We start from the raw sequence: 26,775 nt of genomic DNA, 5'->3' as shown, positions 1-26,775 counted from the left end.
ATGCCCAAGCGATTGCTCACCCTCAACGTCAACGGCCGCGAGCAGACCGTGGCCGTCGCCGACGGCGCGCTGCTGCTGGACGTGCTGCGCGACGTCCTGCAGCTCACCGGCACCAAGCAGGGCTGCGACGGCGGCGAGTGCGGCGCCTGCACCGTGCTGGTCGACGACCGGCCGCGGCTGGCCTGCTCGACCCTGGCCGTGCAGGTCGAGGGCCGGCGCGTCGAGACCATCGAGGGCATGGCCCGCCAGGGCCGCCTGTCGCCGGTGCAGCAGGCCTTTCACGAGAAGCTGGGCGCCCAGTGCGGCTACTGCACGCCCGGCATGGTGATGGCATCGGAAGGGCTGCTGCGCAGCAATCCGCACCCCTCGGTCGAGGAGATCAAGGCGGCGCTGGCCGGCAACCTGTGCCGCTGCACCGGCTACGTGAAGATCATCGAGTCGGTCCAGGCAGCCGCGGAGGGCGCGCGATGACGAACCCCCGCATGACCCGCCCCGGCGGCATCGGCGTGCGCACGCCGCTGATCGACGGTTTCGAGAAGGTGACCGGCCGGGCCCGCTACACGGCCGACATCGCGGCACCCGGCGCGCTGGTCGGCCGGATCCTGCGCAGCCCGCATCCGCACGCGCGCATCGTCTCGATCGACACCACCGCCGCGCAGGCCCTGCCGGGCGTGCACGCGGTGTGCACCGGCGAGGACACGCCGGTTCCGTTCGGCGTGCTGCCGATCGCCGAGAACGAGTACCCGCTGGCGCGCGGCAAGGTGCGCTACCGCGGCGATCCAGTGGCCGCGGTGGCGGCCGTCGACGAAGCCACCGCCGAGCGCGCGCTGGCGCTGATCGAGGTCGAGTACGAGGTGCTGCCGGCCCTGACCACGGCCAAGGCGGCGATGAAGCCGGGCGCGGTCGCGATCCACGACGACAAGCCCAACAACGTGCTGCGCGAGGTGCATGCCGAGTTCGGCGACACGGCGGCCGGGTTCGCCGCCGCCGACCTGGTGCGCGAGAAGAGCTTCACCTTCGCCGAGGTCAACCACGCGCACATGGAGCTCAACGCCACGCTGGCCGAGTACGACCTCGAGCGCGACGGCGTGACCCTGCACACCACGACGCAGGTGCCCTACTACGTGCACCTCAAGGTCGCCGCCTGCCTGCAGATCCAGGAGTCGCAGGTGCGCGTGATCAAGCCCTTCCTCGGCGGCGGCTTCGGCGCGCGCACCGAGTGCCTGCACTTCGAGATCATCGCCGCGCTGCTGGCGCGCAAGGCGCGCGGCACGGTGCGCCTGCTGCAGACGCGCGAGGAGACCTTCCTGGCGCACCGCGGCCGGCCCTGGACGGCGGTGAAGATGAAGCTCGGCCTCAAGCGCGACGGCCGCATCACCGCGCTCGCGCTGGAGGCGACGCAGGCTGGCGGTGCCTACGCCGGCTACGGGATCATCACCATCCTCTACACCGGGGCCTTGATGCACGGCATCTACGACATCCCGGCGATCAAGCACGACGCCTGGCGCGTCTACACCAACACGCCGCCGTGCGGCGCGCAGCGCGGCCACGGCACGGTGGACACCCGCGCCGCCTTCGAGGCGCTGCTCACCGACATGGCGGTCGAACTCGGCCTCGATGCGCTGGCCGTGCGGCAGAAGAACCTGCTGCCGCAGGTCCCGTACCGCACGATGTACGCGCAGAACATCCTCAGCTACGGCCTGCCCGAGTGCCTGGAGAAGGTGAAGGCGGCCTCCGGCTGGAACGAGCGCAAGGGCCGCATGCCCAAGGGCCGCGGCCTCGGGCTGGCGTGCTCGCACTTCGTCTCCGGCACCTCCACGCCCAAGCACTGGACCGGCGAGCCGCATGCCACGGTGCAGCTGCGCCTGGACTTCGACGGTGGCGTGACGCTGTTCACCGGCGCCGCCGACATCGGCCAGGGCTCGAGCACCATGGCCGCGCAGTGCGCCGCCGAGGTGCTGGACGTCGCCCTGTCACGCATCCGCGTCGTCTCGTCCGACAGCGCCGTGACGCCCAAGGACAACGGCAGCTACTCGTCGCGCGTGACCTTCATGGTCGGCCGCGCGTCCATCGCCGCCGCGCAGGAGCTGAAGGCGCTGCTGGTGAAGGCGGCCGCCGGCCGGCTCAAGGTAGACGAATCCGAGATCGAGGTGCGCGACGAGGTGTTCTGCGTGCGCGGCAGCGCCCAGCCCGGCCTGGTGTGGATCGAGGCGGTGCGAGCGGCGATGGTCGACACCGGCGCCGTCACCGTGAAGGGCACCTACACCTGCCCGATCGAGTTCCAGGGCGACAAGAAGATCCGCGGCAGCGCCATCGGCGCCACCATGGGCTTCTGCTACGCGGCCCAGGTGGTCGAGGCCTCCGTCGACGAACTGACGGGCAAGGTCACGGCGCACAAGGTGTGGGTGGCGGTGGACGTCGGCCGCGCGCTCAACCCGCTGGCCGTGGAAGGCCAGACCCAGGGCGGCGTGTGGATGGGCATGGGGCAGGCGCTGTCCGAGGCGACCGTGTACGACGACGGCCGGATGCTGCACGGCAACCTGCTCGACTACCGCGTGCCGACCATGGCCGAGAGCCCGGACATCGAGGTTCTCATCGTCGAGAGCGTCGATCCGAACGGACCGTTCGGCGCCAAGGAGGCGTCCGAAGGCATGCTCGCCGGCTTCCTGCCGGCCGTGCGCGAGGCCGTGCAGGAAGCGGCCGGCGTGAGCTGCGACGCCTTCCCGCTCAGCCCCGACCGCATCGTCGAACTGCTGGACGCCCGGGAAGCCGCCACCGCCCGTGCCGCAGCGGCGGCGCGCCGGGCACAGGAGGTGGCGGCATGAACGCGTTGCACGAACTGCGCACGCTGCGCCCGGCCACCGTCGACGAAGCGGTCCGCGCCATGGCCGACACCGGCGCGCAGCCGCTGGGCGGCGGCACCGACCTGCTGCCCAACCTGCGCCGCGGCCTCGGCACGCCGCGGGCCCTGGTCGACCTGACGGCCGTCGAGGCGCTCGGTGCCGTCGCGGTGCAGGCCGACGGCTCGCTGCGCCTGGGCGCCACGGCCACGCTCGCCGCGCTGGCCGGCCACGCCGCGGTGCGCGCCGGCTGGCCGGCGCTGGCCAAGGCGGCCGCCCTGGTCGCCGGCCCGACGCACCGGGAGGCCGCCACCCTCGGCGGCAACCTGTGCCAGGACACGCGCTGCGTGTTCTACAACCAGAGCGACTGGTGGCGCGCCGGCAACGGCTACTGCCTCAAGTACCGGGGCGACAAGTGCCACGTGGTCGTCAAGAGCGACCGCTGCTACGCCACCTACCACGGCGACGTGGCGCCGGCGCTGATGGCGCTGGACGCCACCGCCGAGGTCCTCGGCCTCGGCGGCTCGCGCACGCTGCCGCTGGCGGCACTGTTCGTCGAGGACGGCCAGCGCCGCCTGACGCTGGCCCCCGGCGAGTGGCTGGCCGCCGTCGTCGTGCCGCCGGCTGCCGGCTGGCGCGCCGACTACGCCAAGGCGCGCGTGCGCGACGCCGTCGACTTCCCGCTGGCCGGCGCCGGGGTGGCGCTGAAGCGGGAGGGCGACCGGCTGGCCGGCCTGCGCGTGGCGATCACCGGCACCAACTCGGCGCCGCTGGCCGTGCCGACCGACAGCGTGGTCGGCCGGCCGTGGGACGCCGAAGCCGCGGCCTTGCTGGCCAAGGCGGTGACGGCCACGGGCAACGTGCTGTCCACCACCGTCGCCCCGGTGAAGTACCGGCGCCGGATGCTGCAGGCCCTGGTGCGCAAGCTCGTCGACGAGCTCTGGGCCCAGCCCGCCTAGGACGCCTCGCATGCGCCGCACCGCCCATCCCCGCACCTGACCGAAGGGACGCCCGATGCACTGCCCGAGATGCCGCCAACCGCTCGCCGAGGGCGAGCAGGCCTACCTCTGCTGCGCCGATGCCGCCGTGCAGTGGCAGTGCGACCAGTGCGGCAAGGTCAGCGAGGGCTTCGCCTTCCCGTACGGGAGCTGCCCGCTGTGCGGCGGCAAGCTGGGGCCGCGCGAGCCGCAGCGCAGCGCCCGGTCCGACCAGGCCGCGCTCGACGCCGTGCGCCTGGCCTTCGAGATCGAACTGGGCGGCCGCGCCTTCTACCAGCGGGCGGCCATGGAGGCCACCGACGAGGCCATGCGGGCCTTGTTCGCGCGCATGGCGGTGCTGGAAGGCGAGCACATGGAACTGCTCTCGCGGCGCTACCACGTGGAGCCGCCGCCCTCGCTGGAGCGCTTCCGGATCCAGGTCGCGGCCCTCTTTGCGGAAGTGGAACACCGGCCGCAGGACCCGGACAACCTGTTCCGCATCGCCATCGGGCTGGAGAGGCGGGCGGCCCGCTTCTTCGCGACGCGCTCGGCGCAGGCCCCGGCCGGCTCGGTCGAGCAGCGGCTGTACCTCGAGCTGGGCGCGGAGGAGCGCGAGCACGTCGCGCTGCTCACCGCCGAGCACGAGCGCTGGCTGGCCGGCCAGGCGGGCCAGCCGCCAGCCGCAGCGGCGCGCCCGGCCCCGGCCGCACACCCCTCCGGCGTGCGCTTCAACGCCGCTGCCCTGCTGCTGGCCTCGGCCGACCCCGACCGCATCGCCCTGGTGTGCGGCGAGCAGCAGCTCAGCTACGGCGAACTGCGCCGCCGGGTGGCCCAGGCCGCGGCCGTGTGGCAGGCGCGCGGGCTGAAGCCGCGGGACCGCGTCGCCATCAAGCTGCCCGATGGCATCGACTGGGTGGTGGCCTTCCTGGGCACCATCTGGGCCGGCGGCGTGGCCGTGGCCGTGAACCCGCACATTCCGGCACCCGAGTGGCACTACATCCTGGACGAGGCCGGCTTCAACGTCATCCTGGCCGAATCCGCCGACGACACGCCCCCGCCCTGGCGCGAGCGCGTGATCGGCGTGGATGAAGGGCGGCACGCCGTGGCGGCCGCCACGCCGGTGCCGCCGCACGAGGTCGACGAGCTGGAGCCAGCGTTCTGGGTCCATTCGTCCGGCACCTCGGGCAAGCCCAAGGCCGTGGTCCATGCGCACCGCTTCGTGCACGAGATCGAGCGCGTCTCGCGCGAGCGGGTGGGCATCGTCGCGGGCGACCGCCTGTTCGCGACCTCGCGCCTGTTCTTCTCCTACCCGCAGACCAACGCCCTGTACGCCGGCCTGAAGATCGGCGCCACGGTGATCCTGGATCCCCAGTGGCCGAATGCGGAGTCGGCGGTGGCCACGGCCGAGCGCTTCAAGCCCACGGTGTTCCTCAGCGTGCCCTCGCTGTACCGCTCGATCCTGCACGCGGGCCTGGCGCCGCGGCTGGCGGCGGCCGGCGTCACCCGCTGCGTCTCGGCCGGCGAGGCCCTGCCGGCCAGCCTGCGGGCGGCCTGGCGCGAGGCCTGCGGGTTGCCCATGGTCGACGGCTACGGCGCCTCCGAAACGCTGGTACTGGTGCTGACGGCCAAGGAGGGCGACGACGGGCTGCAGCCCTCGCCCGGCGTCGACATCCGTCCGCTCGATCCGGAAGCGGCCGCCGCCGGCATCCCGAGCCGGCTGCAGATCCGCGTGTCGACGCTGGCACTCGGCTACCTGGACCGGCCCATCGCCCAGGCCGAGACCTTCCGCGACGGCGCCTTCTGCCCCGCCGACCTGTTCCTGCGCACCGAGGGCGGCGGCTGGCGCTTTGCCGGTCGCGAGGACTCGCTGGTCAAGATCAAGGGCCGCTGGGTCAACCTGGTGGAACTGGAGGAGAAGCTGGCCGCCGGCGTCTCCGGCCTGCTGGAGGCCGGCACGGTCTGCGTGCCCGACGCCGACGGCGTCGACTGCGTGGCGCTTTTCTACGCGACCCGCGAAGGCCAGGCCGATGCGGTCGCTGCCGTGCTGCGCGAGCGGGCGGCCGCGCTGCCGCCCTACCAGCGGCCCAGCGTGCTGCAGCCCGTGTCGGTGCTGCCGCGCACCCCCACCGGCAAGCTGCTGCGGCGCCGGCTGGCCGAGCTGTTGCCGCCAGCGGGCGCGCGAACGACCTGACCTGCACCCTTCCCCCCACGGCACACGAAAGGAGCGAAGCATGGACGACTCATTGCCCGCCTTCCTGGCCCGCGCCATCGCGCTCGAGCACGAGGCCGCGGAACGCTACCTCGAGCTGGCGGACATGATGGAAGCGCATCGCAACGATGCGGTCGCGGCGCTGTTCCGCGACATGGTGCGCTACTGCCGGCTGCACCACGATTCGATCGTCGAGCGCGCGCGCGGCGTCTCGCTGCCGCAGCCGCGATCCTGGGAGTTCCGCTGGACCCTGCCGGGCGAGGTCGGCGGCGAGGAGGCGTTCGACTACACGCTCGATCCCTGGAACGCGCTGCGCTACGCGCTCGAGAACGAGACGCGGGCGATGACGTACTACAGCCAGGTCGGCATGGCCTCGGCCGTGCCGGAGATCCGGCGGCTGGCGGCGGAATTCGCCGCCGAGGAGACCGAGCACATGGAGGCGCTGCAGGACTGGCTGGCCCGCACGCCGAGGCCGTCGGCGCCCTGGTCGTCCGATCCGGACCACTCCGTGCGGGTGTGAGGCGACCGCGATGCGAAGCACCGCCATGCCGACCCGCCCCGCCGACGCGCTATTCGCACAGCGCGCGGATGTCCTCGGGAACCGGGATGGCGCGGATGCGCCGGCGGTCCTTTTCGTCGCGCACCACGAAGATGCGCGTTTCGGTGCTCTCGCAGATCAGGTCGTCGCCGCGCATGACGACGTGCTTCTGCAGGAACACCTTGGGTCGCCACTCGACGATGGAGGTGGTGATCGTCAGGCGCTCGCCGTAGGTCGCGCTCTTGACGAAGCGGGCATGGTGCTCCAGCAGCGGCGTGCCGACGATCCCCCTCGTGTGCTCCAGCTCGTGCCACGGCGGCACGCCCTGGGCCATGAAGAAGTTCAGCGAGGCCGCGTCCATCCAGCGGTGGTAGCGCGGGAAGAACACGATTCCCGCCGGGTCGCAGTCGCCGAACCGGATGTCGACGTTCATTGTCGTTGTCTTGCCCATGTCCGATTCCGAGGTGTCAGCCGCCGATTCTATGGCGCGGCCGCTTCCGCGCTGCCCGCACGGAAACGCATCGCACGTTCAACACGAGCCAGGAGAGAACCCATGAAGCGCACCCGCCAGGGCGACGTCCGCCAGCCGGCGACCGGAGGTCCTCGATGATGGACAGCGTTGCCGTCTCCACCCTGCCGCCCGCCGTCACCGTCGAGGGTGCGACCGCGCACCACGGGCCGCACGACACCGCGCAAGTGCCCTTCGGCCCCGTTGGCCGGGGCCTGATGCGGCTGTGCCAGGTCGCGGCGGTCGTCGGCGCGATGGTGTTCACGGCGCTGGTCGTCATGTCCATCGTCTCGATCACCGGGCGCAAGCTGTGGTCGGCGCCGGTGCCGGGCGACGTGGAACTGCTGCAGATCTGCGCGGCGTTCGCCTCCGCCACCTTCTTCGCGTACTGCCACCTGAACCGGGGCGACGTGAAGGTGGACTTCTTCACCGACCGGCTGCCGGCGCGCGCCGTGCACGCGCTGGACGCGGTCGGCTCGCTGCTGGTCGGCCTGTTCGGCGCCCTCATAGCGTGGCGCACCGGCGCCGGCGCGCTGATGCTGGAGCAGGCCGGCGAGACCTCGATGATCCTGTCGCTGCCGCTGTGGCTGGGGATGGCGCTGATGGTGCCCGGCTTCGTGCTGCTGGCGCTGGCCGGGCTGTACATGGCCGCCTGGCACCTGCGCTGCGCGCTGCGGAGGGCCGTGCGATGACGGGCATCCAGTCCGGGCTGGTGCTGTTCGGCGCGCTGATGGCGCTGCTGGTCGCACGGGTGCCGATCGGCATCGGCATGTTCATGGTCGGCGCGACCGGCTACGTCTGGTTCACCGGCGTCGAGTGGGCGCCGCTGATGAATTCGCTGAAGAACCTGGCCTATGCGCGCCTGTCCAACTACGACCTGATCGTCATCCCGCTGTTCCTGCTCATGGGGCAGTTCGCCACCCACGGCGGGCTGTCGCGCTCGCTGTTCCGCTTCGTCAGCGCCTTCATGGGCCACATGCGCGGCGGCATCGCGATGGCCTCGGTCGGTGCCTGCGCGGCGTTCGGCGCCATCTGCGGCTCCTCGCTGGCCACCGCCGCCACCATGGGCCAGGTGGCGCTGCCTGAACTGGAGCGCGCCAAGTACTCCGGCGCGCTGTCCACCGGCGCGCTCGCGGCCGGCGGCACGCTGGGCATCATGATCCCGCCCTCGGTGCCGCTGGTGATCTACGCCATCCTCACGCAGGAGTCGATCGGCAAGCTGTTCATGGCCGCGATCATCCCCGGCGTCATCGCGATGCTGGGCTACATGCTGGTGATCCAGGTCATCGTGCGCTGGCGGCCCGGGAGCGGACCGGCCGGCGTCCGCGTGCCCTGGCCCGAGCGGCTGCGCTCGCTGCTCGTCGTGCTGCCGGTGCTGCTGGTGTTCGTGGTGGTGATCGTCGGCATCTACGGCGGCTGGGCCAATCCCACCGAAGCGGCGGCCATCGGCGCGGCCGCCTGCGGCATCCTGGCCGTGACCAGCGGCGGCATGCGCTGGAAGGGCCTGTGGGAAGTGGGCCTGGGCACGGCGCAGACCACCGCGATGATCTTCCTGGTGCTGCTGGGCGCCGACCAGCTCAACTCGGCGCTGGCGCTCTCGCAGATGCCGACCGAGCTCGCCGCCTGGGTCAAGGACAGCGGCTTCCCGCCACTGCTGGTGATGGTGGCCATCCTGCTGGTCTACGTGCTGCTCGGCTGCGTAATGGACTCGCTGGCGATGATCCTGCTCACCATCCCGGTGTTCTACCCGGTGGTGATGGGCCTGGACTTCTGGGGCCTGGGCCCCACCGACAAGTCGATCTGGTTCGGCATCCTGGCGCTGATGGTGGTCGAGATCGGGCTGGTGCATCCGCCGGTCGGGATGAACGTCTACATCATCAACCGGCTGGCCAACAAGGTCCCGCTGGCCGACACCTTCCGCGGTGTCATGCCCTTCCTGCTGTCCGATTTCGTGCGCATCGCCTTGCTGCTGTTCTTCCCCGTGCTGTCGCTGGTGCTGGTGCGCACCTTCCAGACCTGAGCAGTTTCCGGGTTCCCCGCCAACCGGCATCCACAACGAAGGAGACATTGACATGCAGAACCGTTCCCTCACCCGGCTCGTCGCCGCCGCGGCTCTCGCGGTGGCCGCCTCGACGCCAGCCCTGGCGCAGCAGGTGGTGCTGAAGGTGCACCACTTCCTGCCCGGCACGTCCAACGTGCACAAGAACCTGATCACGCCCTGGTGCGACAAGATCAACAAGGAATCGAACGACCGGCTCAAGTGCCAGATCTACCCGGCCATGCAGCTGGGCGGCACGCCCGCGCAGCTGTTCGACCAGGCGCGAGACGGCGTGGCCGACATCGTGTGGACCATCCCCACCTATTCGGCCGGGCGCTTCGTCAAGAGCGAAGTGTTCGAGCTGCCCTTCTTCACGCGCAGCGCCAAGGGCTCCAGCAAGGCCTACTGGGAGTTCGTGCAGAAGAACGCGCTGGACGAGTACGCCGGGGTCAAGCCGCTGTGGCTGCACACCAATGACGGGTCATCGTTCCACCTGACCAGCGCCAACGGCATCAGGACGCTGGACGAGCTCAAGGGGCTGAAGATCCGCGCCGCCACCCGCCTCAATTCGCGCATGCTGGCGGCACTGGGCGCGACGCCGGTGCAGATGCCGCTGCCGGCGGTGCCCGAAGCCATGGCCAAGGGTGTGATCGACGGCGCCATGGTCCCGTGGGAAGGCGTGCCGGCGGCCAAGCTGCAGGAGATCGCCAAGAGCCACGTGGACGTGCCGGCCGGACAGCCCAAGTTCGCCAACTCGATCTTCGCCTTCGTGATGAACCAGGCCAGGTACGACAGCCTGCCGGCCGACCTGAAGAAGGTGATCGATACCAACAGCGGCGCCGAGGTCTCGGCCTGGGCCGGCGAGAAGGGCTTCGACAGCGTGGTGGCCCCCTTCCACAAGCTGGCGACCGAGCGCGGCAACCAGGTGGTCGCCCTGCCCGAGGCGGAACTGGCGCGCTGGGCCAAGGCCACGGCCGAGATCGACGACCAGTGGATCAAGGAAGTGTCGGCCAAGGGCGCCAACGGCGCCGCCCTGCTGGAGCAGGCGCGCGGCCTGGCCAAGCAGTACGACCACTGAGGCGGCCATGAGCTACCCGCCCCCCAATGCCCCCGCGCCCGGCGGCCGTACCGCGCCGCTGCAGTGGCAGGACGGCGGGCGGGCCCACATCGACGTGCGCGGGCTGCCGGCCCCGCAGCCGCTGGTCGCGATCCTGCGGCTGGTGCGCGCGCTGCCCGAGGGCACGTCGGCGGTCGTGGTCCACCACGACCGCGATCCCATGCTGCTCTACCCGGAGCTGGCCGAACTGGGCTGGGGCGCCACGCGCATCGAGGGCGATCCCGGCGAAGTGCGGCTGCTGCTGGAGGTGCTGTCGTGACCGCCATCGGCGGCGCCTTCCTGGGCGGTGCCAGCGGCCGCCTGCTGCCGGCGTCGGTGCCGCTGCGCTTCTTCGGCGCCGCCGCAGCCTGCCATGTGCTGGCCTGGCTCGCGCTGCTCGCAGCGCCCGGCGACTGGATAGTCTTCTCCGGCGGACTGGGCTGGCCGCTGGCTGCGCTGCACCTGTTCACGCTGGGCGTGTTCGGGATGACGGCGCTGGGCGCCGCCGCGCAGCTGCTGCCGGTGGCGACGCGCCAGGCCCCGGTCGGCGAACGCGCGCTGGCCGCGATCTGGTGGATCTACAACGGCGGCCTGGCATTGCTGGTGCTCGGCATGGGACTGGCGCGTCCGCCCTGGCTGCTGGCCGGTGGAGTCATCGTCGGCAGCGCCCTGGGCGCCTGGGCCCTGCTGGTGGCGCGCCACCTGCTGGGCGCACGCGGGATGCCGGGCGTGCTGGCGCACGCCTGGGGCGCGATGGCCTCGTTGGCCGTGCTGCTCGCCTCGGCGCTGCTGCTGGTGGCCGGCTGGCAAGGCTGGCCGGCGCCCTCGCGCGCCGACCTGCTGCCGCTGCACCTGCTGTTCGCGCCCTTCGGTTTCATGGGACTGCTGGTGCTGGGGCTGTCGTACATCCTGGTGCCCATGTTCACGCTGGCGCAGCCGCTGCCGCGTGAATCGGCGCAGCTCGCCTCCGGCGGGCTGGTCGCCGCCGGGCTGCTGCTCGGGGCGGCCGCCGTGTTCGTGTCGGCCGCCGGCCTGCTGCGCGCGGCGGCCTGGGCCTGCGGCAGCGCCGGCGTGCTGCTGCACCTGGTGCTGATGCGTCGCGCGATCACACAGGGCATGCGCAAGTCGCTGGGCCGCTCCTTCGTGCTGCTGCACGTGGGCTGGGGCGCGCTGCTCGCGACTCTGCTGCTAGGCGGGTTGCTGTGGGCCGGCTTCGACGAGCCGCGGCTGCGCGCCGGGTTCGCGCTCGCGCTGCTCGCCTGGCTGCTGAGCATGGTGCTGGGCTTCATGCAGCGCATCCTGCCCTTCCTGTCCGCGCTGCATGCGGCGGGCGGGCGCCGGCGTGGGCCGACGGCTTCCTCGCTCACGCACGAACCCTCGCTGCGGGCGCACTTCGCCTGCCACGCGGCCGCGCTGGCCACGCTGGCGCTGGCGGTGCTGCTGCAGAGCCCGCTGCTCGCGCGCCTGGCCGCAGCGGTCGGGTTGGCCGGCGCCTGCGCCTTCGCCTTTTTCCACGTCCACCTACTGCGCCGCCTGCGCGCCGCAAGAACTTGAGCCAGTTCAAGGCAGCGAAGCCGCCTTGTGCCTATCGTCGATCGCCCGGAAGTCCTCGAAGGAGACATCATCATGATCACCACCCAAGTCGGCCGCATGCTCGATGACGAGCACCGCAGCAACCTCGACCTGCTGGCCAAGGTCGAGCAGGCGATCAGCCGTGCGCCGGGCGCCAGCACCGAGCTCACCACGCTGCTGCAGCGCTTCGCGCACGCGATGGAATTCGACATCGGGCGGCACTTCCAGTTCGAGGAGGAATTCCTGTTCCCGCGCATGGCGGAAGCGGGCGACGGCTCGATGGCGGAGCTGATGACCGAAGAGCACCAGTCCATTCGCGAAGTCGCCGGCGAACTGATCCCCCTGGTGCGCGCCGTCGCCGCCGGCCACGTCGACGAGGAATCCTGGGATCGCCTGCGCATGCTCACGCTGGAGCTGGTCGAGCGCCAAGTCAGCCACATCCAGAAGGAAACGATGGCGCTGCTGCCGCTGCTGGAAGACTTGCTGGATCCCAACACCGACGGCGAACTGGCGCTGGAGTACGCGGCGGAGGCCTAGTCCGCCTGGATTTCGGCAGCCTGCCGTCCCGCTGCGCACTCCCTTCACGGAGGTGCGCCTCAGCGGGATTCGCCCGGCGTGCGGCGGCTCCGCTCGCCCTGCCGTCCCGCCTTGCAACGAACCTCCTGACGAGTCCATGCTGCGCACCCTGCTCAAGTCGAAGATCCACCGCGCGAGCGTCACGCATTGCGAGCTGCACTACGAAGGCTCGTGCGCGATCGACGAGGACCTGCTCGACGCGGCCGACATCCGCGAGAACGAACAAGTGCATGTCTGGAACGTCGACAACGGCGAACGGCTGGTCACCTACGCGATCCGCGCCGAACGCGGCAGCGGCATCGTTTCGCTGAACGGCTCGGCAGCTCGCCGGGCGACCGTCGGCGATCGGGTCATCATCGCTTCCTTCGCGATGGTCGACGACGCACAGGAGCCGCCGCACCGGCCGAAGCTCGTCTTCGTCGATGCGCGCAACCGTGCCGCCGAACTGCGCTCGGCCGTGCCGCTGCAGGCGGCGCAGGCCCGATGACCGGGCGCCGGCCGCTGACGCTGCACCGCCTGCGGGCGATGCATGCGGCCGGCGAGAAGATCGCGATGCTGACCTGCTACGACGCCGCCTTCGCGCGGCTGCTCGACGGCTGCGGCGTCGACGTGCTGCTCGTCGGCGACTCGCTCGGCATGGTGCTGCAGGGCCGCGACAGCACGCTGCCGGTGACACTCGACGAGACCGCCTACCACACGGCCTGTGTCGCGCGCGGCCGCGAGACCGCGTGGCTGGTCGCCGACCTGCCCTTCGGCAGCTACCACGCGTCCCACGAGCAGGCGGTCGCCAGCGCCGCCCGGCTGATGCAGGCGGGCGCGCAGATGGTCAAGCTCGAAGGCGGCGGCTGGACCGTGCCGCTGGTTCGGTGCCTGGTCGAGCGCGGCATTCCGGTGTGCGCCCACCTCGGCCTGACGCCGCAGTCGGTGCACGCGCTCGGCGGCTGGCGCGTGCAGGGTCGCGACGATGCGGCGGCCGCCACGCTGCTCGCGGACGCGCGCGAACTCGCCCAAGCCGGTGCCGCCATGCTGGTGCTCGAGCTGGTGCCGGCGGCACTCGCCGCCAGCGTCGCCGCGGCGCTGCCGATCCCGGTGATCGGCATCGGCGCCGGCCCCGGCTGCGGGGGCCAGGTGCTGGTGCTGCACGACATGCTCGGCATCACGCCGCCACCGCGGCCGCGCTTCGTGCGCGACTTCGCAGCCGACGGGGGCGGCATCGTTGACGCGGTGCGCCGATACGTCGCTGCGGTGAAGGACGGCTCGTTCCCGTCGCCCGAGCACACCCACTGATCCCCCTGGCACAGGACAAACGCTGCGAAAGGAGCCGCGATGCAGGTCATCCACACCGTTGCCGAGCTGCGCGCTGAGCTGGCCGGCGCCCCCCGCTCCGCCTTCGTGCCGACGATGGGCAACCTGCACGAGGGCCACCTGTCGCTGGTGCGCCGGGCGGGTGCGCTCGGCGGGCCGGTGGTGGCGAGCATCTTCGTCAACCGGTTGCAGTTCGCGCCGCACGAGGACTTCGACACCTACCCTCGCACGCTCGCGCGCGACTGCGGGATGCTGCGCGAGGCCGGCTGCACGTTCGTGTTCGCGCCATCCGAGGCCGAGCTGTACCCCGAGGCGCAGGACTACACGGTGCAGCCGCCGCCCGGGCTGGCCGGCATCCTCGAGGGGCAGTTCCGGCCCGGCTTCTTCAACGGCGTGTGCACCGTCGTGCTGAAGCTGTTCAACCTCGTCCAGCCGCGCGTTGCGGTGTTCGGCAAGAAGGACTACCAGCAACTGGCGGTCGTGCGCGGCATGGTCCGGCAGTTCGCGCTGCCGATCGAGGTGATCGGCGGCGAGACGGTGCGCGCCGATGACGGGCTCGCGCTGTCGTCGCGCAACGGCTACCTGGACCAGGCCGAGCGTGCCGAAGCGGTACAGCTGTCGCGTGCGCTGCGCGCGGTCGATGCCGCGGTCGCCGGCGGCCGCCGTGACTGGGCCGATATCGAGGCCGAGGCGATGCGGGCGCTGGCCGAGCGCGGCTGGCGGCCCGACTACGTCGCGATCCGGCGGCGCCAGGACCTGCAGGCGCCGCAGCCGGGGGACCAGCTGGTCGCACTCGCCGCGGCCAAGCTCGGGACGACGCGGCTGATCGACAACATGGAACTATCGGCCTGCGCGTGAGCAAACCGGGCCAAGCGGCATCACGCCATCCGGGCTGCGAACCAGAAGCAGGGTCATAGTCCGAGTGCCTCGCACAAGCGATCGGCCCGTTCGCGCACTTCCGCGCTCATCTCGATCGGCCGTCCCCACTCCCGCTTCGTCTCCCCCGGCCACTTGTTGGTCGCGTCCAGCCCCATCTTGCTGCCCAGCCCGGGCTCGGGCGAGGCGAAGTCGAGGTAGTCGATCGGCGTGCCCTCGACCAGCATGGTGTCGCGCGCCGGGTCCATGCGGGTGGACATGGCCCAGACCACCTCGCGCCAGTCGCGCACGTCCACGTCCTGGTCGACCACGATCACGAACTTGGTGTACAGGAACTGCCGCAGGTGGCTCCACACGCCCATCATCACGCGCCGCGCATGGCCGGGGTAGGCCTTGCGGATCTGCACTACTGCCACGCGGTAGCTGCAGGCCTCGGGCGGCAGGTGGAAGTCGGTGATCTCGGGGAAGGCGCGCTGCAGCAGCGGCACGAACAGCTCGTTCATCGCCAGCCCCAGTACCGAGGGCTCGTCGGGGGGCTTGCCGGTGTAGGTGGAGTGGTAGATCGGCTCGCGCCGCATCGTGATGCGGTCCACGGTCAGCACCGGGAATTCGGCCTGCTCGTTGTAGTAGCCGGTGTGGTCGCCGTACGGCCCCTCCAGCGCATGCTCGTAGCCACTGGCGTGCGCCGCATCGGGCCGGATGTGGCCCTCCAGCACGATCTCGGCCGTGGCCGGCACCACCAGCGGCACGCCGATCGCGGACGTCACCTCGGTGCGGCTGCCGCGCAGCAGGCCGGCGAACTGGTACTCCGACAGCGCATCCGGCACCGGCGTCACCGCGCCCAGCAGCGTGGCCGGATCGGCACCCAGCGCCACGGCCACCGGGTACGGCTCGCCCGGGTGCTCGAGGCCATGGTCGCGGAAGTCGAGTGCGCCGCCGCGGTGCGGCAGCCAGCGCATGACCAGGCGGTTGGGGCCCAGCACCTGCTGGCGGTAGATGCCCAGGTTCTGGCGCGGCTTGTGCGGCCCGCGGGTGACCACCAGGCCCCAGGTGATGAGCGGCGCCACGTCGCCCGGCCAGCAGTGCTGCACCGGCAGCGCGCCCAGGTCGACCTCGGCGCCCTCCAGCACCCGCTCCTGGCAGGGCGCGCCCGACACGTGCCGCGGATTCATGTGCCAGAGCCGCCGCAGCAGGCCGCCCACGCCCATCATCTCCTTCAGGCCCTGCGGCGGCGCGGGCTCGCGCAGGCGCGCCAGCAGCTCGCCGATCGGGCGCAGCTCGCGCAGCTCGGACACGCCCATCGCGCGCGCCACCCGCTGCGGCGTGCCGAACAGGTTGGCCAGCACCGGCATCGAGTGGCCTGCCGGCCGCTCGAACAGCAGCGCCGGGCCGCCGGCACGCAGCACCCGGTCGCACACCGCCGTCATCTCCAGCACCGGCGACACCGGTTCGGCGATGCGGCGCAGTTCGCCGCCGGCTTCCAGCTGCCCGATGAACTCGCGCAGGTCGCGGTACATGAGGGGCCTAGGCAGCGATCGGCAGGCCGGCCCAGCGCGCCGACAGTGCATGCGGCACGCCCAGCACATCGAGCACGCGTGCCACCGTGTGGTCGACGATGTCGTCCACGCTGCGCGGACGCAGGTAGAACGCCGGCACCGGCGGACAGACCACGGCCCCCATCTCGGTCACTGCCACCATGTTGCGCAGGTGGCCCAGGTGCAGCGGCGTCTCGCGCGCCAGCAACACCAGCCGGCGGCGCTCCTTGAGCGTGACGTCGGCCGCGCGGGTCAGCAGGTTGTCGCCCAGGCCGTGCGCGATTGCGGCCAGCGTTCGCATCGAGCAGGGCGCCACCACCATGCCGCGGGCCGGGAAGCTGCCGCTGGCGATGGCGGCGCCGATGTCGCGGGGATCATGGTTCACGTGGGCCAGCTCCGCCAGCGCCTGGGGCTCGATGCCCAGCTCGTGCCGGATGCTGCGCGCAGCCGCTTCGGACATCACGAGATGGGTACTCACGCCCTCGCAGCCGCGCAGCACCTCCAGCAGCCGGCGGCCATAGACCGCGCCGCTGGCGCCGGTGATCCCGACGATGAGTGGCGTCAAGCGCGGCCCCGCCGCAGCCACGCGGCATGCAGCAGCGGCAGCTCCAGTGCGTCCAGCGTGTTCTTCACCACCAGCCCGAGCTCGGTGTCGCCTTCCATGGACAGGCGCCGGTCGAAGAACAGCATGTCGGCATCGACCGCGCGCTGCGCCAGGCGCAGGAAGTCGGGGGCGCTGGCGGTGATGGCGAGATCCACCTGCGACTGGCGCGGCAGCGGCTTGAAGCGCCGGCCGTCCCAGGTGAAGTCCAGCTGCACCCGGGCGTCGCGCACGCCCAGGCGAAAGCGCTTGCCGCGCAGATGCTCGGACACGTCCAGCGGCAGTTGCGGTGCGAGGCCGACATTCAGCGCGGTCACCAGGGCCAGGCTGGCCGGGAACGAAGGCAGCCGGTGCAGCACCGCCGCGACCGGCGCCGGGCACTCCGGCAGGCGAAGTTCGGTGGCGGCCATCACGCGGCTCCCTGGACCTGGGCCAGGCCCGCCTTGCCGTGCCAGTAGCCGTTGCAGGGTTCGCCCGGCAGCAGCTCGCGCAGCCCCTGCTGGCCCGCCGACGGCGCGAGCTCGCCGCGGCGCACCGCATCGAACAGGCTCACCACCTCGGCCATGTGCCTGGACTGCGGCGACAGCCGCAGCACGTCGACGCCCAGGGCCTGCAGCTCGGGCACCTCGGCGATGAGGCTGTGCACGCGCGCCGACTGCGTCTGGATGCCGTTGAGCACCAGGAAGGGCTCGCCCTCGCGGGTGGACAGCAGCAGGCCGTCGGGGTCGTTGATGCACAGGAAGCCGCAGTCGTCCTTGGGCAGGTTGTGGTGGCGCGCGGTGAAGCAGCGCGCCGAATAGGCCAGCGGCAGGCGGCCGAAAGCGAACACCTCGGTCTGCAGCCCCGTCGGGCGCGCCGCCTGCAGCGCCGGCAGGCCTTCGCGCCCGATCTCCAGCGGCACCACCCAGCGCGCCGCGCCCAGCCCGGCCATCCACTGCAGCGAGTCGGCGTTGAACAGGTTCAGGTGCAGGCCGGCGACGAAGGGGCCGCGCGAGCCCACGCTGCGCACCGCCCCCATGTCGTTGGCCTCGACCCGGAAGCGGCCATTGGCGGCGATGCGCTGCATGGCGGACACGTCGCTGCCGGACTCCAGCAGCACCTGGGTGGACAGCACCACCTCCTTGCCGGCGTCCTGCAGCATCTGCGCGAGTTCCAGCCAGTCGGCGGGGCGCAGCTCGTGGCGGCGCGAGCACACCGCCTCGCCGAGGTAGACGATGTCCACCGGCCAGTCGGCGGCGTCGGCATAGAAGGACAGGACTTCCGGCCGCGGCCAGTAGTACTGGATGGGCCCGAGTGACAACTGCATGCTCATTTCCAGGGGCGGTGGTAGGCGCCCAGCGTGTGCTGCTGGCCTTCGGCGAGCTGGTCCAGCTCCACCATCCAGCGCGTGTTGACCGTGTAGCGATGCGACAGCGCGAGCGCGTGATCGATCGCCTCGCGCCAGACCCGCGTGACCTGCGCGACGTAGGCCGCGCTGCGCTGGCGGCCCTCGATCTTGACGGCGCGCACGCCGATCTTGAGCAGCTGCGGCAGCAGCTCCAGCGCGTTCAGGCTGGTGGGCTCCTCGACCGCGTAGTAGGCCTTCTCGTCGGCGACGTCGAACCGGCCCTTGCACAGCGTGGGGTAGCCGGCCTTCTCGCCGCTGCCGTAGCGGTCGATCAGCACGCCGCCCAGGCGCGCCTCCAGGCCGGTGGGCTTCTCCTCCCAGCGCACCGACTTGGCCGGCGAGCACACCCCGTGCATGTTGGGCGACTCGCCGGTCGCATAGGACGAGAGCGCGCAGCGCCCCTCGACCATCACGCACAGGCTGCCGAATCCGAACACCTCGATCTCCACCGGCGTGTGGTCGATCACCTGCCGCACCTGCTCGAGCGACAGCACCCGCGGCAGCACGGCGCGCTGGATGCCGAACTGCTCGTGGTACAGGTTGATCGCCTCGTGGTTGGTGGCCGAGCCCTGCACCGACAGGTGCAGCCGCAGCCCCGGGTGCCGGCGCGCGGCGTACTGCATCAGCCCGGGATCGGCCAGGATCACCGCGTCGATGCCCAGCGCCGCGGCGGTGTCGATGGCCGCGCGCCAGCGGCCGGGATCGCCCGGAGCGGGATAGGTGTTCACCGCCATCAGCACCTTGCAGCCGCGCCCGTGGGCGTGGCGGATGCCGTCGGCGATGGCCTTCTCGTCGAAGTTCAGGCCGGCGAAGTTGCGGGCGTTGGTGGCATCGCGCAGCCCGAGGTAGACGCAGTCGGCGCCCTCGTCGACGGCGGCGCGCAAGGCGGGCAGGCTGCCGGCGGGGCAGACCAGTTCGAGCCGCTTGGGCTCGGCTGTGACGGATGGGGTAGGCACGTGGCGGGAAGGGAACGCGAGCGGGAAACGGGCTGCACGATAGACCCGCCCTTGCGAAAAAACCTTGATCTTCTTCAAGGCGGAGCGACCGGGCGCCTGCTGGAATGGGCAACGTGCCGTTCCTGCACACGGCACCGGAGAACGCCATGTTCGATATGCCCACGCAACCGAACGCCGGGGACGCGGCACCCGCCGGCGAGCCCGTGCCGCCGCTGACGGCGGGTCGCCCCTGCGCCGCCTGCGGACTGCTGCCGCTGTGCTTCCCGCATGGCCACGGCGTGCCCGAACCGATCGGCATCCGCCATCAGCAGGTGCGCAAGGGCGACAGCCTCTTCCGCCAGGGCGACCCCTTCGTCCATGTCCAGGCGGTGCGCACCGGCTACTTCAAGACCGTGATCGCCGACCGGCTGGGCACCGAGCAGGTGATCGGCTTCCACCTGCCGGGCGACCTGCTGGGGCTGGACGGCATGCTGCACGGCCGCCACGGCTGCGACGCCATCGCGCTGGAGGATTCGGAAGTCTGCGTCGCCTCCTACTTCGACGCCGGCGAGATGTGCCGCCTGTCGCCGCAGGTGCAGGAAGGCTTCTGGCGCTCGTTCGCGCTGGTGCTGACCAACCACGAACGCCGCGCCCTGCTGCTCGGCCAGGGCGTGCAGGCGCAGCAGCGGCTGGCCATGTTCCTGGAGGACTGGGCCCGGCGCCTGCGCAATGCGGGGCTGCCGCACGAGGAGATCGTGCTGCCCATGAGCCGCCAGGAGATCGGCAGCCTGCTGGGCCTGGCGCTGGAAACCGTCAGCCGCTGTTTCGCCAAGCTGGAAAGCCGCGGCGCGCTGGAGGTGCGGCAGCGCTCCATCCGCATCGTCGATCCCAAGCTGCTGGCCAGCGCGGGCCTGTGGCCGCAGGACGAGGAGTGACGGCCACCGTCGGCCCGGCTCGGCCGCAGCGCGACTGAGCCGTCCGGCTGGCGCGGGTCCGCGCCGTCGGACTACACCGACGGCCGTCGGGATCCCCAAGAATCCACAAAGTGGGCTTCACTGGTGAGGCCCACTGTCGCTTTCCAGTGCAGCCGGCAGGTTCTCCTGCCGCTTCGGCTGCAACGCACCTGAATGACGCCAACCGTCGATGCCGTCGCGCCGGCCTTCCTGAACGGAGGCGGCCAGGTGGGCGCGCTGATGCGTGCCCACGACTGGTCCGGCTCCGGCCTGGGCGACCCGTCGACCTGGCCGCAATCCCTGCGCTCGGTGGTGGAACTGATGCTGAACAGCAAGTTCCCCATGTTCCTCGTCTGGGGGCCGCAGCTGTGCTGCCTGTACAACGACGCCTACGTCGACATCCTCGGCTCCAAGCATCCCTGGGCACTGGGGCGGCGCTTCCAGGAGGTCTGGTCCGAGATCTGGGACGACCTCATCCCCCTGGTCGACCAGGCCCTGAAGGGTGAGGCGGTCTTCCGCGAGAACCTGCCGCTGACCATGCACCGGCACGGCTTCGACGAGCCGGTCTGGTTCACGTTCTCGTATTCACCGGTGCGCGACGAGAGCGGTGAGGTCGCCGGCATGTACTGCGCCTGCGTGGAGACCACGGAACAGGTCCTGGCCGAGAGCTACCGCAAGGAGGAGAACGAGCGCTTCCGCGCGTTGTTCGAGCAAGCGCCCGGCTTCATGGCGATCCTGCGCGGCAAGGACTTCGTGTTCGACCTCACCAACCACGCCTATTCCCAGATGGTGGGCCACCGCGAGATCGTGGGCAAGCCGGCGCGCGTCGCCCTGCCGGAAGTGGTGGACCAGGGGTTCATCAGCCTGCTGGACCAGGTCTACGAGAGCGGCGAACCCTACGTCGGGCGCGCGGTGCCGGTCAAGCTGCAGCGCCGGCCCGACGAGCCGCTGGAGGAGCGCTTCCTCGATTTCGTCTACCAGCCGATCCGCGATGCGCGCGGTGCCGTCACCGGCATCTTCGCGCAGGGCAGCGACGTGACGGAGCACAAGCGTGCCGGCGAGGAGTTGCGCCTGCTCGCCGCCAACCTCTCGCAGGCGAACCGCCGCCAGAGCGAATTCCTGGCGACGCTCGCGCACGAGCTGCGCAACCCGCTGGCGCCCATGCGCACGGCGCTCGACCTGATGCGCATAGCGCCCGACTCGGCGTCGCTGGCCAGGACCCGGGACCTGATGGAGCGGCAGCTGGGCCACCTGGTCCATCTGGTCAACGACCTGCTGGACGTGGCGCGCATCAGCACCGGCAAGATCGAACTCAAGAAGGAGCGCGTCCTGCTGCGGGACATCGTGGTGAGTGCGGTGGAGACCACGCTGCCCGGCATCGAGGCACGGAACCAGGACCTGCGCGTGCAGGTCCCGGACGAGCCGATCTGGCTGGATGCCGATCCCAACCGGCTGGCCCAGGTGATCGGCAACCTGCTGACGAATGCGCGCAAGTACACCGGGGATGGCGGGCGGATCGAATTGGCCGTTCGCCGCGAGGGCAATGAAGCGGTGGTGGTGGTCGCCGACGACGGGATCGGCATCTCGGCCGATTCGCTGCCGCACATCTTCGACATGTTCACGCAGGTCGGGCATGGCATCGACCACTCGCAAGGCGGCCTGGGCATCGGGCTGTCGCTGGTCAGGCGCCTGACCGGCAAGCATGGCGGGCGGGTGGAGGCCCACAGCGCCGGCCCCGGACAGGGTTCGACCTTCACCCTGTGGCTGCCCATTGCCGGCGAGCCCGAACCGGCTGCGGCCGTCGCGGCGCCCGGGTATGTCGATCCGAGGCCGGCCGCGCAGCGGCCGCTGCGCATCCTGATCGCCGACGACAACCGCGATGCCGCCGAACTGCTCAAGGAAGTGCTGGAGATCGACGGCCATGTGGTCCGGGTCGCGCACGACGGCCGGTCGGCCCTGGAACTGGCAAAGGACTTCGTGCCGGACCTCGCCTTGCTGGACCTCGGCATGCCGGTCATGAACGGCTACGAGCTCGCCAAGGCGATGCGGCAGACGCCGCAGCTGCGATCGGCCCGGCTGGCGGCCATCACGGGCTGGGGCGCGAAGGAGGACCGGGAACGCAGCAAGGCCGCTGGATTCGACCACCACCTGACCAAGCCGGTCGACCTCGGAACGCTGCACGGACTGCTGTCCGGCATCCGGTAGCCGGACTCAGGCCGGGCTGCGCAGCAGGTCGGTGATGCCGCCGACGAGGCGGTGGGGCTCCAGCGGCTTGGCCATGTGCAGGTCGAAGCCCGCTTCCAGCGCCTTGCGCCGGTCCTCCGGCCGCGCGAAAGCCGTTAGTGCCACCATGGGCACCCGCGTGGCCCCGGCCGGCTGCAGCGCGCGGACGGCGCGGGCCAGTTCGTAGCCGTCGTGGCCCGGCAGGCCGATGTCGCTGACGATCACCTGCGGCCAGCCGGCGCGGATCTCCGCCAGCGCGGCGTCGTAGTCGATGGCCACCCGCACCCGGGCGCCGCGGTCGGTGAGCGTCATGGCCATGATCTCGCGGGCTTCCTGGTCGTCCTCCACCACCAGCACGTCCACGCCGCGCAGCGGCTCCACCGCCGCCGACGGCTCGGCGGCAGGCGCCGGCACCTGCGCGTGCAGGCCTCCTTCTTCAGCGGGCTGGCCGGCGGGCAGGTCCACCCACACCAGCGTTCCGGTGCCGGGACCGGCGCTCGCGGCGCCCACGTCCCCGCCGTGCAGCTCCGCCAGGTGCTTGACGATCGAGAGCCCCAGCCCCAGGCCGCCGTGCCGGCGATTGCCCGGCGCGTCGCTCTGGGTGAAGCGGTCGAAGGCGTGCGCCATGAATTCCGGATCCATGCCGACGCCGAAGTCCCGTACCTGCAGCCGCAGACGCTCGCCCGCGCGGGCGAGCGACACCTCGACGCGCCCGCCGTCCTGCGAGAACTTGACCGCATTGGTCATCAGGTTCCAGCAGATCTGCTGGTAGCGCGCCGGATCCAGCCAGGCCGGCGCATGGGCGCCGTCGAGATCCGTTTCCAGCTGGACGTGGCGCTCGGCGATCGATGCGTCCAGCGAGCCGATCGAACTGCGGACCAGCTCGGCCGGGTCGACCCACTGGCGCTCCAGCTGCAGCTTGCCGGAATTGATGCGCGAGACATCCAGGATGTCCGAGATGATCCGGGCCTGGGTCTGGGCGTTGCGTTCGATCGCCTCGATGCCCCGCAACCCCTCGGGCGTGATGCCGCGGCGCCGCAGGATGTGCGCCCAGCCGACGATCGCGTTCAGGGGCGTGCGCAGCTCGTGCGAGAGCACCGCGATGAAATCGTCCTTGGTGCGGCTGTGCCGCTCGGCCGCTGCCCGCGCGGCCTGTTCGCGCTCCAGCAGTTCGCGCCGGCGCTGCTCCAGCTCGTGCCGCTCCGTCAGGTCCGTCACCGTCGCCACCCGCAGGCCGCGGTCCGGCTCCGACAGGCTCAGCTGCAGGTGCAGCGCATGGCCGTCGGCGTGCAGCAGCGTCAGCTCGCCGCGCCACGGGGCCGCGCCCAGGCCGGCCAGCAGGTGCCCCGTCGTCTCCCGCAGGTCCGCAGGGGCGAGCTCGGCCACCGTCCGGCCCATGATGGCCTCGGCCGTCCGGCCCAGCATGCGCAGCAGGGCCGGGTTCGCTTCCACGAAACGCCCCATCGCGTCGACCAGTGCGATCCCGCCCTCGGCCTGGTCGTAGATCGCGCGGAAGCGCCGCTCGCTTCCGCGCAGCTCGTCCTCCGCCCGGCGCGCCCGGATCAGCGCCTGCAGCGTGGCCACCAGCACCGAGGGCTCGACCGGATGGACGAGGTAGCCATCGGCCCCGGCGTTCAGGCCGGCCACCTGGTCCTCGTCCTTCACGTACTGGGCGGACAGGTGCACCACCGGCAGCAGCCGCGTCGAGGACCGGGCGCGGATCGCCCGGCACACCTGGAAGCCATCCATGTCCGGCAGGTGCACGTCCAGCACCACCGCCGAGATGTCGGGGCCGGCGGACAGCTCCAGCGCCTGCGCACCGGTGCCCGCCTCCTGCACCCCGAAGCCGGCAGCCCGGATCACCCGGCCCGTGGAATAGCGGGTGGCCGGGTTGTCGTCGACCACCAGCACGGTGTGGGCCGCGCGGTCGATGCTGTTGTGCAGCTCGGGCGCCTCACGCATCGCCCTGCGCTCCACCCAGCCGGATGGGAATCGTGACCCAGAAGGTCGAGCCTCGCCCCGGCTCGCTGCGCACGCCCACCGTGCCGCCGAGCAGGTGGGCGAGGCGCCTGGACAGCGCGAGCCCGAGGCCGGTGCCGTGCAGGCGCTTCTGCAGCGGCGACTTGACCTGGGTGAAATCCTCGAACAGGGTGCCGAGGAACTCGGGCGCGATGCCCACCCCGGTGTCGGACACCGAGAACGTGACGAGCTCGCCGTCCCGGCTGGCACCGACGCGCACCTCGCCGCGCGGCGTGAACTTCAGCGCGTTGGAGATGTAGTTGCGCAGGATCTGCGACAGCTTGCGGTCGTCGCTGAACAGCCGCGGCACGTCGCCCGGCTCCTCGAACACGAGGTGGACCTCGGGGTTGGTCAGCACCGGCTTGAACATGCCGCGCAGGGCCGAGAACAGGTCCACCATCTCGAACCAGGCCGGCGAGATCTCGACCCGGCCGGCCTCGACCTTGGCGAGGTCGAGCAGGTCGTCGACCATCTCGGCGAATTCGGTGGCCGAGGACTGGATGAAGCCGACCTGCCGTTCCTGCTCCTCGGTCAGCGGCCCGTCGACGCGATCGATGAGCAGCCGGGCGATGCTGCGGATGGCGTTGATCGGCGTGCGGAATTCGTGGCTCATGTAGGCCAGGAACCGGCTCTTGAGCTCGGTCGCCTCCCGCAGCTGCTCGGCCTGCGCATCCAGCTCGGCATACAGGGCCACGACGCCCCGGTTGGTCTCCTCGAGTTCCGCGCGCAGGCTCGCAAGCTCGTCGCGGCTGGCCTGGAGCGCCTGCTCCAGCGAGGCGACGTCGTCGGCCGTGCCGCTCATCGGGGCCTCCTACGCAGCACCGCCACCGTCGTATCGTCGCGCCCGCGCGAGTGCTGGCGCACCAGCATGGCGGCCACCAGCGAAGGATCGTGCCCCAGCACCGGGTGCAGCAGCTCGGATTTCCAGCGCGTCTCGACGCCGTCGGTGCACACCGCGATGAGGGCGTGCGGCGGCCAGTCGAAGCGCACCTCCTCGGGCGTGCGGATCCGGACGCCGGCGGTGCCGTGCTGCGTCAGCAGGGTGCGGTCCTCGACGCCGGAGACGATGCGGCCCACCACGTTGCCGGCCCCCGTGAGGGTTCCGCTGCCGTCGCTGCCATCGACCTGCACCATCGCCACCGCCGCGCCGCGGCTGCCCCGCAGCCGCTCATGGACGCGTGCCAGCAACTGCGGCGTCGCGCTCGACGGGGCGTGCAGGAACGCCTGGATGGCCAGCTGCGCCGCCTCGGCGGCGTCGGGGCCATGGCCCAGCCCGTCGGCCACCAGCAGCGTGGCACGGTGCCCGTCGATGACGCAGGCCCAGCCGTCGCCGGACACCGGTTCCCCCGGCTTGGCAATCGAGATCGCGCCCACCTGCAGCGCCTGCCGGGCCGGGGTAGCGGCGCCCTCCGCCCGGATGCGCGCGAGCACGAGGGTGCCGCCCGGAACCGAGGAGTGGATGTCGAAGTCGGTCGCCAGTCGACGCACGGCGCCCAGCCCCGTGCCCGGCGTGCCGGAAGTGGAGTAGCCGTCGCCGAGGCTGCGCGCGACGTCGGGCATGCCGGGGCCGTCGTCGAGCGCGATGACTTCGACTTCGCGCCGGTCGGGCCGAGCCGCCAGCAGCAGCCGCCCGCCGGTGGCGTGTCGCAACAGGTTGGTGGCCAGCTCGGTCACCACGATCGCCAGCCGCCCGGCTTCGACCTCGCCGAACCCGCAGGCCATGGCTGCCTGGGCGGCCTCGCGCCGGGCCGAGCCGACCCGGCTGGGGTCGTTGCCGATCGGCAGGTCGGCGTGCTGGGTGCCGGAAATCACTTCCACCGCGTGATGGTCACACAGGTGCCCCGTCCCGGGGCGGACTTCAGCTCGAATTCCTGCACCAGCCGCTTGCTGCCCGGCAGCCCCAGCCCCATGCCCTTGCCGGAGCTCCAGCCGTCGGACAGGGCCAGCTCGGTGTCGGCGATGCCCGGCCCCTGGTCCTCGAACTGCAGCCGCAAGCCGTCGCGCAGGCCTTTCCGGACGATCTCCCAGCGCATGCGGCCGCCTCCGCCGTGAACCAGCGTGTTGCGCGCCAGTTCGCTGGCGGCCGTGACCATCTTGGTCTGGTCCACCAGCGTGAACTTCAGCTGCTGCGCCAGCAGGCGCACCTTCTGCCGGCACGCGACGATGTCGGCTTCCGACCCCAGCGGCAGGGCATCGGCCGTGGGGTCAGCGGCGGCCACTCGAGGCCTCCCCCTGGGCCTGGGCCAGCAGTTCGACGCCGCGCTCCACGTTCAGCGCGGTGCGGACGCCTTCCAGCGACAGGCCCAGCTCGACCAGGGTGATGGCCACGGCCGGTTGCATGCCGACCACCACCGTGGCCGCATCGAGGATGCGCGAGATGCCGGAGATGCTGGCGAGCATGCGGCCGACGAAGGAATCGACGATCTCCAGCGCGCTGATGTCGATCAGCACGCCCTTGGCGCCGGTGGCGGCGATCTTGTTCGCGAGGTCGTCCTGCAGGGCCAGTGCCATCTGGTCCTCCATGTCGACCTGGATGGTGACCAACAGCATCTGGCCCATCTGCAGGATCGGGATGCGGTACATGGCC

The 26,775-nt window shown here is 71.6% G+C and carries 27 protein-coding genes; 16 read left to right on the top strand and 11 right to left on the bottom strand.

Annotation, left to right across the window (positions count from 1 at the left end):
* The 5 genes from hcrC to VEC03_RS16445 are packed head-to-tail and all read left to right on the top strand — an operon-like array spanning position 1 to position 6,546.
* Entirely contained in the window at positions 1-471 is a 471-nt protein-coding gene (gene hcrC, locus VEC03_RS16465) for a 4-hydroxybenzoyl-CoA reductase subunit gamma (RefSeq protein ID WP_324917512.1), read from the top strand.
* Positions 468-2,825, top strand: coding sequence for a 4-hydroxybenzoyl-CoA reductase subunit alpha (gene hcrA, locus VEC03_RS16460; protein ID WP_324917510.1), 2,358 nt, complete (start codon positions 468-470; stop codon positions 2,823-2,825). Before hcrC ends, hcrA begins: the two co-directional genes overlap by 4 nt.
* Complete coding sequence (gene hcrB / locus VEC03_RS16455) at positions 2,822-3,799, top strand: 4-hydroxybenzoyl-CoA reductase subunit beta (protein WP_324917507.1); 978 nt, start codon at positions 2,822-2,824, stop codon at positions 3,797-3,799. Before hcrA ends, hcrB begins: the two co-directional genes overlap by 4 nt.
* A 55-nt stretch (positions 3,800-3,854) precedes the next feature.
* Positions 3,855-6,008, top strand: coding sequence for an AMP-binding protein (locus tag VEC03_RS16450; protein ID WP_324917504.1), 2,154 nt, complete (start codon positions 3,855-3,857; stop codon positions 6,006-6,008).
* A 40-nt stretch (positions 6,009-6,048) separates the two neighbouring features.
* The gene (locus tag VEC03_RS16445) at positions 6,049-6,546 is read left to right on the top strand and encodes a ferritin family protein (protein WP_324917501.1); all 498 of its coding nucleotides are present in this window, start codon (positions 6,049-6,051) and stop codon (positions 6,544-6,546) included.
* 49 nt (positions 6,547-6,595) lie between these two features.
* On the opposite strand, the gene VEC03_RS16440 is transcribed toward VEC03_RS16445, so the two are convergent.
* A complete protein-coding gene (locus VEC03_RS16440; protein ID WP_414708509.1) occupies positions 6,596-7,015 on the bottom strand; it encodes an acyl-CoA thioesterase in 420 nt (139 codons plus the stop codon).
* Positions 7,016-7,170: 155 nt separating this feature from the next.
* On the opposite strand from VEC03_RS16440, the gene VEC03_RS16435 reads away from it, so the two are divergent.
* The 9 genes from VEC03_RS16435 (at position 7,171) to panC (ending at position 14,517) form a co-directional block, all read left to right on the top strand.
* On the top strand, positions 7,171-7,764 hold the full coding sequence (locus VEC03_RS16435; protein WP_324917495.1) for a TRAP transporter small permease: 594 nt from the start codon (positions 7,171-7,173) through the stop codon (positions 7,762-7,764).
* A complete protein-coding gene (locus tag VEC03_RS16430) occupies positions 7,761-9,092 on the top strand; it encodes a TRAP transporter large permease (protein ID WP_324917492.1) in 1,332 nt (443 codons plus the stop codon). Before VEC03_RS16435 ends, VEC03_RS16430 begins: the two co-directional genes overlap by 4 nt.
* A gap of 52 nt (positions 9,093-9,144) precedes the next feature.
* Positions 9,145-10,188 (top strand): TRAP transporter substrate-binding protein, encoded by a 1,044-nt coding sequence (locus VEC03_RS16425; RefSeq protein ID WP_324917489.1) that lies wholly within the window; start codon positions 9,145-9,147, stop codon positions 10,186-10,188.
* A gap of 7 nt (positions 10,189-10,195) precedes the next feature.
* A complete protein-coding gene (locus VEC03_RS16420) occupies positions 10,196-10,486 on the top strand; it encodes a DUF2249 domain-containing protein (protein WP_324917486.1) in 291 nt (96 codons plus the stop codon).
* Positions 10,483-11,760, top strand: a complete 1,278-nt coding sequence (locus VEC03_RS16415; RefSeq protein ID WP_324917484.1) for a hypothetical protein — start codon at positions 10,483-10,485, stop codon at positions 11,758-11,760. The genes VEC03_RS16420 and VEC03_RS16415 overlap by 4 nt, the downstream gene beginning before the upstream one ends.
* Positions 11,761-11,832: 72 nt before the next feature.
* The gene (locus VEC03_RS16410) at positions 11,833-12,315 is read left to right on the top strand and encodes a hemerythrin domain-containing protein (RefSeq protein WP_324917481.1); all 483 of its coding nucleotides are present in this window, start codon (positions 11,833-11,835) and stop codon (positions 12,313-12,315) included.
* A gap of 136 nt (positions 12,316-12,451) precedes the next feature.
* A complete protein-coding gene (gene panD, locus VEC03_RS16405) occupies positions 12,452-12,841 on the top strand; it encodes an aspartate 1-decarboxylase (protein ID WP_324917479.1) in 390 nt (129 codons plus the stop codon).
* Entirely contained in the window at positions 12,838-13,641 is an 804-nt protein-coding gene (panB, locus tag VEC03_RS16400) for a 3-methyl-2-oxobutanoate hydroxymethyltransferase (RefSeq protein ID WP_324917476.1), read from the top strand. The genes panD and panB overlap by 4 nt, the downstream gene beginning before the upstream one ends.
* A gap of 39 nt (positions 13,642-13,680) precedes the next feature.
* Positions 13,681-14,517 (top strand): pantoate--beta-alanine ligase, encoded by an 837-nt coding sequence (gene panC / locus VEC03_RS16395; protein ID WP_324917473.1) that lies wholly within the window; start codon positions 13,681-13,683, stop codon positions 14,515-14,517.
* Positions 14,518-14,570: 53 nt separating this feature from the next.
* On the opposite strand, the gene VEC03_RS16390 is transcribed toward panC, so the two are convergent.
* The 5 genes from VEC03_RS16390 to ubiU are packed head-to-tail and all read right to left on the bottom strand — an operon-like array spanning position 14,571 to position 19,014.
* Positions 14,571-16,052 carry a UbiD family decarboxylase gene (locus VEC03_RS16390; protein ID WP_414708508.1) on the bottom strand — a complete coding sequence of 494 codons (1,482 nt, stop codon included), beginning with the start codon at positions 16,050-16,052 and terminating at the stop codon, positions 14,571-14,573.
* A 7-nt stretch (positions 16,053-16,059) separates the two neighbouring features.
* Positions 16,060-16,635 (bottom strand): UbiX family flavin prenyltransferase, encoded by a 576-nt coding sequence (locus VEC03_RS16385; protein WP_414708507.1) that lies wholly within the window; start codon positions 16,633-16,635, stop codon positions 16,060-16,062.
* Positions 16,632-17,081 (bottom strand): ubiquinone anaerobic biosynthesis accessory factor UbiT, encoded by a 450-nt coding sequence (gene ubiT / locus VEC03_RS16380; RefSeq protein WP_324917464.1) that lies wholly within the window; start codon positions 17,079-17,081, stop codon positions 16,632-16,634. The genes VEC03_RS16385 and ubiT overlap by 4 nt, the downstream gene beginning before the upstream one ends.
* Positions 17,081-17,977, bottom strand: coding sequence for a ubiquinone anaerobic biosynthesis protein UbiV (ubiV, locus tag VEC03_RS16375; protein WP_324917461.1), 897 nt, complete (start codon positions 17,975-17,977; stop codon positions 17,081-17,083). The genes ubiT and ubiV overlap by 1 nt, the downstream gene beginning before the upstream one ends.
* Positions 17,978-17,979: 2 nt before the next feature.
* The gene (ubiU, locus tag VEC03_RS16370; protein WP_324917458.1) at positions 17,980-19,014 is read right to left on the bottom strand and encodes a ubiquinone anaerobic biosynthesis protein UbiU; all 1,035 of its coding nucleotides are present in this window, start codon (positions 19,012-19,014) and stop codon (positions 17,980-17,982) included.
* A gap of 146 nt (positions 19,015-19,160) precedes the next feature.
* On the opposite strand from ubiU, the gene VEC03_RS16365 reads away from it, so the two are divergent.
* Positions 19,161-19,928 (top strand): Crp/Fnr family transcriptional regulator, encoded by a 768-nt coding sequence (locus tag VEC03_RS16365; protein WP_324917455.1) that lies wholly within the window; start codon positions 19,161-19,163, stop codon positions 19,926-19,928.
* A 192-nt stretch (positions 19,929-20,120) separates the two neighbouring features.
* Positions 20,121-22,151: a hybrid sensor histidine kinase/response regulator gene (locus tag VEC03_RS16360; protein ID WP_324917452.1), complete on the top strand. Its 2,031-nt coding sequence runs from the start codon at positions 20,121-20,123 to the stop codon at positions 22,149-22,151.
* Between the two features lie 6 nt (positions 22,152-22,157).
* Here the strand turns inward: VEC03_RS16360 and VEC03_RS16355 are convergent, their stop codons facing one another.
* Genes VEC03_RS16355 through VEC03_RS16335 form a run of 5 tightly spaced genes read right to left on the bottom strand, consistent with a single transcriptional unit; the run spans position 22,158 to position 26,771 of the window.
* On the bottom strand, positions 22,158-24,131 hold the full coding sequence (locus VEC03_RS16355; RefSeq protein ID WP_324917449.1) for a hybrid sensor histidine kinase/response regulator: 1,974 nt from the start codon (positions 24,129-24,131) through the stop codon (positions 22,158-22,160).
* Positions 24,124-24,990, bottom strand: a complete 867-nt coding sequence (locus tag VEC03_RS16350) for an ATP-binding protein (protein WP_324917446.1) — start codon at positions 24,988-24,990, stop codon at positions 24,124-24,126. Before VEC03_RS16350 ends, VEC03_RS16355 begins: the two co-directional genes overlap by 8 nt.
* Entirely contained in the window at positions 24,987-26,006 is a 1,020-nt protein-coding gene (locus VEC03_RS16345; RefSeq protein ID WP_324917443.1) for an ATP-binding SpoIIE family protein phosphatase, read from the bottom strand. The genes VEC03_RS16350 and VEC03_RS16345 overlap by 4 nt, the downstream gene beginning before the upstream one ends.
* Positions 25,997-26,407, bottom strand: a complete 411-nt coding sequence (locus tag VEC03_RS16340; protein ID WP_324917440.1) for an anti-sigma regulatory factor — start codon at positions 26,405-26,407, stop codon at positions 25,997-25,999. Before VEC03_RS16340 ends, VEC03_RS16345 begins: the two co-directional genes overlap by 10 nt.
* Positions 26,394-26,771, bottom strand: coding sequence for an STAS domain-containing protein (locus tag VEC03_RS16335; protein ID WP_324917436.1), 378 nt, complete (start codon positions 26,769-26,771; stop codon positions 26,394-26,396). The genes VEC03_RS16340 and VEC03_RS16335 overlap by 14 nt, the downstream gene beginning before the upstream one ends.
* Positions 26,772-26,775: the final 4 nt, after the last annotated feature.

Origin of the sequence: Ramlibacter sp. (genome assembly GCF_035627355.1) — a bacterium.
Taxonomy (GTDB): domain Bacteria; phylum Pseudomonadota; class Gammaproteobacteria; order Burkholderiales; family Burkholderiaceae_C; genus Ramlibacter.
Note: the sequence above shows the minus strand (reverse complement) of the source record. Positions and strands in the feature narration are given on the sequence as shown.